Below are 9429 nucleotides of genomic sequence, written 5' to 3' on the forward strand. Positions count from 1 at the left end.
CCCGCTCTGGTGCGTAGCAACCGCCCTGGTGAGCGCTTCGCACTCCAGCGGGAGCAAGCTCCCTCGCCACAAAAAGCTGTACCTCCCGGTTCTAGCATTCCAACAACAAAAGAGAGCAACAACCATGGGCATCTACGACTACAAGAACCTCGGCACTGCCGAATCCAAGGCATTGGTCAGCGACGCAATGGCGATCATGCTGTATTCCTACCACAACCTCGACAATGGCTTTGCCTCCGGTTACCAGCACAACGGCTTCGGTGCCGGCCTGCCGGCGACCCTGGTGACCGCGCTGCTGGGGGGCACCGATTCCCAAGGGGTAATTCCCGGCGTGCCGTGGAACCCCGACTCGGAGAAACTGGCCTTGGAGGCGGTACAGAAGGCCGGCTGGACGCCCATCAGCGCCGCGCAACTGGGTTACGCCGGCAAGGTGGATGGCCGCGGGACGTTTTTCGGTGAAAAGGCCGGCTACACCACCGCGCAGGTAGAGATCCTCGGCAAATACGACAGCGCGGGACACCTGCAGGAAATCGGCGTGTCGTTTCGCGGCACCAGCGGCCCTCGGGAAAATCTGATCGGCGATTCCATCGGTGACGCGATCAACGACCTGATGGCCGCGCTGGGCCCCAAGGACTATGCAAAAAACTACGTCGGCGAAGCCTTTGGCAACCTGCTGGGGGACGTCGCGAAGTTTGCCCAGGCCCATGGCCTGACGGGCAACGACGTGCTGGTCAGCGGCCACAGCCTGGGTGGGCTGGCGGTCAACAGCCTGGCGGACTTGAGCGCCAGCCAATGGTCGGGGTTTTACTCCAGTGCCAACTACATCGCCTACGCCTCGCCAACCCAGAGCAGTACCGACAAGGTCTTGAACATCGGTTACGAGAACGATCCGGTGTTTCGCGCCCTGGACGGCTCGACGTTCAACCTCGCGTCGGTGGGTGTGCACGATGGGCAACAGGAATCGGCCACCAACAACATCGTCAGCTTCAACGACCACTACGCTTCCGCAGCATGGAACGTGTTGCCGTTTTCCATCCTCAATATCCCCACCTGGATTTCCCACCTGCCTACCGGCTACGGCGATGGCATGGGCCGGATCATGGGGTCGGCGTTCTACGACCTCACCGGAAAAGACGCCACCATCATCGTTGCCAACCTGTCGGACCCTGCGCGGGCCAATACCTGGGTGCAGGACCTCAACCGCAATGCTGAAATCCACACCGGCAGCACGTTCATCATCGGCAGCGACAGCGACGACCTGATCCAGGGCGGCCAGGGCAACGACTACCTGGAAGGCCGCGCCGGCAATGATACTTTTCGTGATGGCGGTGGCTACAACGTGATCGTGGGCGGGCAGGGCAGCAATAGCCTGCAACTGCAGCAGTCGGTGAAGGATTTCAGTTTTGCCCATGACGGGGCCGGGACGCTGTATATGCGCGACGCCCATGGCGCGATCAGCATCACCCGCGACATCGGCACGCTGGTCAGTAAGGAGTCCGGATTGTTCTGGGGGCTGCTCAAGGATGAGGTGAGCCACAGCGTCACCGCCAATGGCCTGGTGGCCGGCGCCAACCTGACGGCATATGCCTCGTCGATCAAGGGCAGTGTGGCCAATGACACCCTGGTGGCGGGGGCGAAGGGTGACTGGCTGTTCGGCCAGGACGGCAACGATGTGCTGGTGGGCGGCGCGGGTAACGACACCTTTGTCGGCGGCGCGGGCAATGACGTGATGCAATCCGGGGGCGGCAGCGACACATTTGTCTTCAATGGCGCGTTCGGCCAGGATCGGATCAGCGGTTATGATGTGGGCGACAAACTGGTGTTCCTCGGTGTTCAAGGCGTCGGGGCGGATTATGACTACAGCCGGCATCTGTCGCAGGTGGGCAGTGACACCCTGCTCGAGGTGGGCGACAGTTCGGTGACCTTGGTGGGCGTCGGGCTGACTCAAGTGGGAGGCGACGGCTTGGTGTTCGCCTGATTGATTTGTGAATCTTGCAAAGGAGGCTTCCATTGAGGGAAATACAGGCCTTCATAGCTTCAGTGGCGGCCCCCGCAGCCCAGTGGAAAGGATGCCGTCTCGCGACGTTAGAAGGAAAAGTTGAACAATGAATTGTAAACAAAGAGTTTTCATTGGCTTGATAGGAGGGATGATCTCAAGTAGCACACTGGCGGAGTTACCTGACCACTCGATCCTGACTCGCTACGGCGTTACCTCCGATCTATTGCCCGCCGCCGAGGAGGGCAACCCGGTCGATGCGGCTTCGTACCTGCCTCGCTTCAAGATGCAGACGCCAAAGTCATGGGTTTCTGTCGGCGTTGAGGACACCGAGAAGCCGCATGTAAGCGGAAACATCAGCATTGATCGTTCCGCTCAACAGGAACACGGGCGCTGCCTACGATTTCATGAGCAGTCGCTGCGACGAAAAGGCGAAGGGATTAGTTGCGATGAGGGCGGGCTGGCGTTGGAAGTGAGCCTCGATCATTTCCGATAACCTGAGGCGGCCCTCTGCGGGGCAGAGGGCTCGGAGAGAATCAGTCTTCCTTGCGGATCGTCGCCACATCATCGGCGCGGACCCGGACTTTCCTGCCGGAAATATCCTCGAACTCGTAGAAACCGTCGGCGGTGCGGGTGTTGGGGGTATCCTTGGTCAAATACTGGGTACCGTTCTGCAAGGTCACCACGGTTGGCGACGCGCAGCCAGCCAGAGCCAGAAATGCCACGGCGACCATGGGCAGGCCCAGAAACCTGATGTTCATAACCATAACCTCTCAATCAAAAGGACACGGAGCAGCTGATTCGACCGCGCCATCACGTTAGTCAACCGCCATTGGTCTCGCTTGCCGTAGGAAAGTTCATCGCTGACTGAAGGATTTCACCTTAAATATAGGAGACCGTTCATCTTTTGCTGTTGCCTGGCGGGTTTACAGCTGTTATCTGTATGCATAACCAGTACCCGATATCCTTGGCGTTCTTTCCGTGGCAGTCCGTTCCCTCGACGATCCGTTTTACTACCTGAACAACTTCCAGCAGGTGCTCGCTTGGTTGACACAGCGTTATGCCGATGTGCTCAGCACCGACGAGCAGCGCTTTATCGAGCACTTCGCAGCGCTGCCGCGGGGCGCCCAGGGCTTGCTGGTGCGGATGGTGATGCGCAAGGGGCTACGGTTTCGCCATAGCAAGCTGCATTACCCGGAAATTGGCGACACTGCTGCCGCCGTCGCGCCACTGTTGGCGCTGGGTTGGGTCGAGGAACAGGCCCCCATCGGGCTCGTCGAGCTGTTCGAAGTGCTGCTCAAGCCGGAAATCCTCCTGTGCCTGGGCCACCTGATCGAACACCCCAAGGCGAAAAAGACCGAATGGCTCCACGCCTTGGACGAACGCCTCAACCAGCCCCAGCCGTTCGATGCCTGGTGCCCGCAGTTGGATGACCGGCTGTACAGCCTGACGATCATGAGTCTGTGTGACCGGCTGCGGTTGATGTTTTTCGGCAACCTTTACCAGGACTGGTCGGAATTCGTCCTGGCGGACCTGGGCATCTTCACCTACGAAACCGTCGAGTTCAGTGCCGAGTCACGGGGCTTGCGCAGCCGCGAGGACGTCGATGCCTGCCTGTTCTTGCACGACTGCCAGCAGCGCTTCGAAGCTGGCGAGCCCCTGGATGAGATCGTCCCCCAGGTCAACGAACTGTCCCTGGACAATCCGTGGCTGGAGCGGCGCCGGGGCAAGTTGTTGTTCCAGATTGGCCAGCATGGCGAGCGCATCGGCGACTTCGCCTTGGCCTTGGGCATCTATCGCGATTGCACCTACCCGGGCGCGCGGTTGCGGATGGTCCGGGTATTGGAGCGCATCGGCGAATACGGCTTGGCCCTTGAACTGGGCGAGGTGGCGATGCAGGCACCGCAAAGTGCCGCCGAAACCCAGGCCTTGCTGCGGATCGTGCCCCGTCTTCGACGCAAGTTGGGCGGCCCGCCGGTGCCACGGGGCCTCGCCCGGGAAGTGGAGCGCCTGGAGCTGCAACTGCCTCGCGTCGATCCGACCTTGTCGGTGGAGTACCACGTCCAGGCCCACCTGCACGACGACACCGCGCCAGTGCATTACGTCGAGAATAGCCTGATCAATTCGCTGTTCGGCCTGCTGTGCTGGCCGGCGATCTTCGCGCCGTTGCCGGGCGCATTTTTCCACCCGTTCCAGCGGGGGCCGGTGGACCTGCTCAACGAAGATTTTCATGCCCGTCGCGCCGAGCTGTTCGCAGCTTGCCTGGCAGAGTTGGACGATGGCCGCTATCGGCAGACCATCAGCCGTCGCTATGCCGAAAAGTGGGGCGTGCAGTCGCCGTTCGTATTCTGGGGCGCGCTGTCCGAGGCCTTGCTGGAGCAAGCCCTCGATTGCTTGCCGGCCGCGCATCTCAAGCACTGGTTTGACCGCTTGCTGCTGGACATCAAGGCCAACCGCGCCGGCATGCCGGATCTGATCCAATTCTGGCCGCAGCACAAGACCTACCGCATGATCGAAGTCAAAGGCCCTGGCGATCGGCTGCAAGACAACCAGCTGCGCTGGCTGGAGTTCTGCCATGAACACCAGATGCCCGTTGCCGTTTGTTATGTGCAATGGGCAGAGTCAGCCATCGTGAGCGATGGGGCCGCATGACCCCGGCATCCAGCTACAGCATCGCCGTACGGGCGTTGTGTGAGTTCACCGCCAAGGTGGGTGATCTTGACCTGCGCTTCACGCCGTCGCCCACGGCCTTGGAAGGCATCGCTGGCCATCGCACCGTGGCCTCGCGGCGCAGCGAGGGTTATCAGGCTGAAGTGGCCCTGGAAGGTCATTACCAGACACTGACCGTCAAAGGCCGGGCCGATGGCTACGACCCCGTTCGCCAATGCCTTGAAGAAGTGAAGACTTACCGAGGCGACCTGGCCAAGCAGCCGGCCAACCATCGGCAGTTGCATTGGGCCCAGGCGAAAATCTATGGCGGGTTGATGTGCCGAAAACTGCAGTTGCCGCACATCGACGTGGCCCTGGTGTACTTCGACATCGTCAGTGAAAAGGAAACCTGCATCACTCAACGTTTCGAGGCGACACAGTTGCAGGCCTTCTTCGAAGCGCAATGCGCGTTGTTCCTGGCCTGGGCCGAGCAGGAAATGGCCCATCGACAGGCGCGTAACCTCGGCGCACAGGCGCTGGTCTTCCCCCATGCGGGTTTCAGGCCCGGGCAACGGCACCTGGCCGAATCGGTGTTCAAGGCCGTCAGTACCGGCCGCTGCCTGATGGCCCAGGCGCCCACCGGCATCGGCAAGACCGTTGGCACGCTGTTCCCGCTGTTCAAGGCCCTGGCGCCGCAGCAACTGGACAAGGTGTACTTCCTCACGGCGAAAACGCCGGGGCGCAAGCTGGCCCTGGATGCGGCGCGCGTCATTCACCACGGCGCGTCGGCAATGCCATTGCGGGTGCTGGAAATGATCGCCCGGGACAAGGCTTGCGAACACCCGGACAAGGCCTGCCATGGCGAATCCTGCCCGCTGGCCCGTGGTTTCTACGACCGCTTGCCGGGCGCCCGGGCAGCGGCGAGCCAGGTCACGTTGCTCGACCAGGCGGCGTTGCGCGAGATTGCGCTGGCCCATGAGGTCTGCCCGTATTACCTCAGCCAGGAAATGGCCCGCTGGGCCGACGTAGTGGTGGCCGACTACAACTATTACTTCGACTTCAGCGCGTTGCTCTTCGGCCTGGCCCAGGCCAACGGCTGGACTGTCGCGACCTTGGTGGATGAAGCCCATAACCTGGTGGAGCGCGGGAGGCAGATGTACAGCGCGACCCTCGACCAGGCCACGCTGACCAGCGTGCGCAAAACCGCCCCTGAACCGCTGAAGAAATCCCTCGATAGGGTCAATCGCCAGTGGAACGCCTTGCATGCGCCCCAGGTGGCGGCCTATCGGGCCTATGAAAAGTTGCCGGACAAATTGCTCCAGGCCCTGGCCACCTGTACTACGGCTATCGGCGATTATCTAAATGATCATCCCCAAGGCCTGGACAACGGATTGCAGGCGTTCTACTTCGACGCGTTGCAGTTTGGCAGGGTGGCGGAAACCTTCGACGAGCACTTTCTGTTTGACATCCACAAGCGCGAACTCGGCCGCCAGCGCAGCCTGTCTACGCTGTGCCTGCGCAACGTGGTGCCGGCCGCATTCCTGCGGCCCCGGCTGACGGCGGCCCGCAGCACGGTGCTGTTTTCCGCGACCCTGAGCCCCCGGCATTACTACGCAGACTTGTTGGGGACGCCGGGCGACACGGTTTGGATCGACGTGGAATCGCCGTTCAAGCCCGAACAACTGGACGTACAGGTTGTCAGCCGCATTTCCACCCGTTTTGCCCAGCGCCAGGCGTCCCTGGAGCCTATTGCCGCGTTGATGGCCCGCCAGTTCAACGAGCGCCCAGGCAACTACCTGGCCTTTTTCAGCAGCTTCGATTACTTGCAGCAAGTGGCTGGGCTGTTTGCCGAGCGGTACCCGCAAATTGCGCTCTGGACGCAATCGCGCGGCATGGGCGAAGCCCCCCGGCAGGCGTTTCTCGAACGGTTCATGGAGCATAGCCAAGGCATTGGCTTTGCGGTGCTGGGCGGCGCGTTCGGCGAGGGCATCGATTTGCCGGGTTCACGCCTGATCGGCGCATTCATCGCCACCTTGGGGCTGGCGCAGTTCAACCCGGTCAATGAGCAGATAAAACAACGCATGGCCGCAATCTTCGGCGATGGCTACGACTACACGTACTTGTACCCTGGCCTGCAAAAAGTCGTGCAGGCGGCCGGTCGCGTTATCCGCACCCAGCAGGATCGCGGGGTGGTGATGCTGATCGATGATCGGTTTGGCGAGGCCCGGGTGCGGCACTTGTTGCCGCGCTGGTGGTCAGTTACCCAAGAGGCCCACAAATCCCCTTGTGGGAGCGAGCTTGCTCGCGATGGCAGACTACCAGCCAGCATTGATGCAAGCTGACCCACCGCTATCGCGAGCAAGCTCGCTCCCACAGGTTGGAAGGCTTGAGGATTTTTCCTTGCACCCAGACTTGTTCCATACTCTGCAAAAGTCCACACGGATGCCCCGGCCAGATGCTTGAGAACGCCCCCAAGACCCCACTCATGAACGAGGAACAGCGCTTTCGCCTGCTCATCGACGCGGTGGTCGACTACGCCATCTACATGACCGACCCATCGGGCATCATCACCAGTTGGAACTCCGGCGCCAGGCGCTTCAAGGGCTACGAGGAATCCGAGATCCTGGGCCAGCATTTCTCCCGTTTCTACACCGATCAGGATCGCGCCACCGGCCTGCCGCAACGGGCGCTGGACACGGCCGTGCAGGAGGGGCGCTTTGAAGGCGAGGGTTGGCGGGTGCGCAAGGACGGCACGCTGTTCTGGTCCCATGTGGTGATCGATCCGATCATCGACAGCCAGAGCGGCACCTTGCTTGGTTTCGCCAAGATCACCCGCGACCTGACCGATCGCAAGATGGCCGAGGAAACCCTCAAGCAAAGCGAGCAGCAGTTCCGCCTGCTGGTGCAAAGCGTCACCGATTACGCCATCTACATGCTCGACCCGCAAGGCCAGGTCACCAACTGGAACCTGGGGGCGCAGCGGATCAAGGGTTATCTTCCGGCCGAGGCTATCGGCCGGCATTTCTCGATGTTCTACACCCCCGAGGATCGCGATACCGGCGAACCACAACGGGCGTTGAGCATTGCCGCCAGCGAAGGGCGCTTCGAGAAGAAAGGCTGGCGCATGCGCAAGGATGGCACGCGCTTCATGGCCCACGTGGTCATCGATGCGATCCGCAGCGACACCGGCACGCTGCTGGGGTTTGCCAAGATCACCCGTGACATTACCGATGCCACCCAGGCCCAGCAGGCCCTTGAGCAAGCCCGCGAGGCGCTGTTCCAATCCCAGAAGCTGCAAGCCATCGGTCAGCTCACCGGCGGTATTGCCCATGATTTCAATAACCTGTTGACGGTCATCCTTGGCAACCTGGAAATCGTGCGCAAGCGCATGCCCGACGAGCCGAAACTCACTCAATTGCTCGACAACGCGACCCAGGGCGCGCTGCGCGGGGTTTCGCTGACCCAGCGCATGCTGGCGTTTGCCCGTCGGCAGAAATTGACCTACGAATCGGTCGAGCTGGCGGCCCTGGTGCAGGGTATCAGCGGCTTGCTGCAAAGCTCCCTGGGCCCATCGATACACATCCAGACCCGCTTCGCCGAGGCACTGTCGCCGGTGCTGGCCGATGTCAACCAACTGGAACTGGCGATTCTCAATCTGGCAACCAATGCCCGGGACGCCATGCCCCATGGGGGCAAGCTCATGATTAGCGCCGATGAGCGGCAAGGGTGTGATGCGGTCCACGACAAGCCGATGGCCCCCGGGCGCTACATTTGCCTGGCGATTACCGATGAAGGCGAGGGCATGGATGAAGCCACGCTGGCCTCGGCCGTGGACCCATTTTTCACCACCAAGGGGGTCGGCAAAGGTACGGGCCTGGGGTTGTCCATGGTGCATGGCCTGGCGGAGCAGCTGGGGGGACGTCTGACGCTCACGAGCCAGAAAGGTGTCGGTACCACCGCACAGTTGTGGTTACCGGTGGCAAACGACCCGGCGCCGGGCAAAGCGTCGATCCAGGAAACAACGCAGCCAATCGATGAGTTGAAAGTGCTGGTGGTCGATGATGACAGCCTGGTGCTGACCAGCACGCGCCTGTTGATCGAAGACCTCGGGCACCGGGTCCTTTGTGCGCCATCGGGCGCCCAGGCACTGGAGCTGTATGAGCGCAACCCGGACATCGACCTGGTCATCACCGACATGGCCATGCCACAGATGGACGGTGCGCAGTTGGCGAAACTGTTGCGCGACCGCCAACCGAACCTGCCCATCATCCTGGCCACCGGTTATGCCGAACGCCTGGAAGGTTTCGCCACGCAATTGCCTCGGTTGATCAAGCCGTTCAAGCAGATTGACCTGGTGCAGATCATTGGGCAGACGATGAAATAGCCACGGATCACCGGTTGGGGCACCGAGAGATTATCTGTGGCAACGGATTATCTGTGGCGAGGGGATTTATCCCATAGGCGCTAACCAAACCCCTCGCCCCGTAGCCCGTCTCGCTGGTATCCCCGCGTGTTTCGCGGGGACTCACGTAAAGCATTGCTAAAGTAATCCCATTGCTCAAGGCAATCGAATAGCGACAAACATGGACCGATTGCGCCACAAAGCAGCCAAAGGACAAACGCCATCTCACGCCAGCGAGAGCGCCGCAGATCCACCTGCTCCCGTTCGTTTTTTTGTGAGCTCTTCCTTTGGCTCAGGGGAAAAATGCTCGCCTTCTGCGATCAACCGCTCGATCAGGCAAGCCACCAATAATTTCCCTTGCAGCCAGGCTTTTGCACCTTCG

Annotated in this window: 6 protein-coding genes; 5 read left to right on the forward strand and 1 reads right to left on the reverse strand. The window is 61.2% G+C overall.

Going from position 1 to position 9429, the window contains the following annotated elements; all coding sequences use genetic code 11:
• The first annotated feature begins 124 nt into the window (after positions 1 to 124).
• Both BT116_RS22630 and BT116_RS22635 read left to right on the forward strand, forming a co-directional pair.
• Entirely contained in the window at positions 125 to 1978 is a 1854-nt protein-coding gene (locus BT116_RS22630) for a polyurethane esterase (protein WP_072347206.1), read from the forward strand.
• 127 nt (positions 1979 to 2105) lie between these two features.
• Positions 2106 to 2492: a hypothetical protein gene (locus BT116_RS22635; protein ID WP_072347207.1), complete on the forward strand. Its 387-nt coding sequence runs from the start codon at positions 2106 to 2108 to the stop codon at positions 2490 to 2492.
• Between the two features lie 40 nt (positions 2493 to 2532).
• Here the strand turns inward: BT116_RS22635 and BT116_RS22640 are convergent, their stop codons facing one another.
• A complete protein-coding gene (locus tag BT116_RS22640) occupies positions 2533 to 2757 on the reverse strand; it encodes a YgdI/YgdR family lipoprotein (RefSeq protein WP_003201785.1) in 225 nt (74 codons plus the stop codon).
• 220 nt (positions 2758 to 2977) lie between these two features.
• Between BT116_RS22640 and BT116_RS22645 the strand changes: the two genes are divergently transcribed.
• The 3 genes from BT116_RS22645 (at position 2978) to BT116_RS22655 (ending at position 9029) form a co-directional block, all read left to right on the forward strand.
• Positions 2978 to 4648, forward strand: a complete 1671-nt coding sequence (locus BT116_RS22645) for a VRR-NUC domain-containing protein (RefSeq protein WP_072347208.1) — start codon at positions 2978 to 2980, stop codon at positions 4646 to 4648.
• Positions 4645 to 6987, forward strand: coding sequence for an ATP-dependent DNA helicase (locus BT116_RS22650; RefSeq protein ID WP_072347209.1), 2343 nt, complete (start codon positions 4645 to 4647; stop codon positions 6985 to 6987). Before BT116_RS22645 ends, BT116_RS22650 begins: the two co-directional genes overlap by 4 nt.
• Before the next feature lie 113 nt (positions 6988 to 7100).
• Complete coding sequence (locus BT116_RS22655) at positions 7101 to 9029, forward strand: hybrid sensor histidine kinase/response regulator (protein ID WP_072347210.1); 1929 nt, start codon at positions 7101 to 7103, stop codon at positions 9027 to 9029.
• The last annotated feature ends 400 nt before the right edge of the window (positions 9030 to 9429 follow it).

Origin of the sequence: Pseudomonas sp. NFACC16-2 (assembly GCF_900119205.1) — a bacterium.
Lineage (GTDB): Bacteria > Pseudomonadota > Gammaproteobacteria > Pseudomonadales > Pseudomonadaceae > Aquipseudomonas > Aquipseudomonas fluorescens_Q.

What these genes read in the sequence shown, in the direction of transcription:
- BT116_RS22630 (WP_072347206.1), top strand. Translation starts at nt 125, where the DNA reads ATGGGCATCTACGACTACAAGAACCTCGGCACTGCCGAATCCAAGGCA.
- BT116_RS22635 (WP_072347207.1), top strand. Translation starts at nt 2,106, where the DNA reads ATGAATTGTAAACAAAGAGTTTTCATTGGCTTGATAGGAGGGATGATC.
- BT116_RS22640 (WP_003201785.1), bottom strand. Translation starts at nt 2,757, where the DNA reads ATGAACATCAGGTTTCTGGGCCTGCCCATGGTCGCCGTGGCATTTCTG.
- BT116_RS22650 (WP_072347209.1), top strand. Translation starts at nt 4,645, where the DNA reads ATGACCCCGGCATCCAGCTACAGCATCGCCGTACGGGCGTTGTGTGAG.
- BT116_RS22655 (WP_072347210.1), top strand. Translation starts at nt 7,101, where the DNA reads ATGCTTGAGAACGCCCCCAAGACCCCACTCATGAACGAGGAACAGCGC.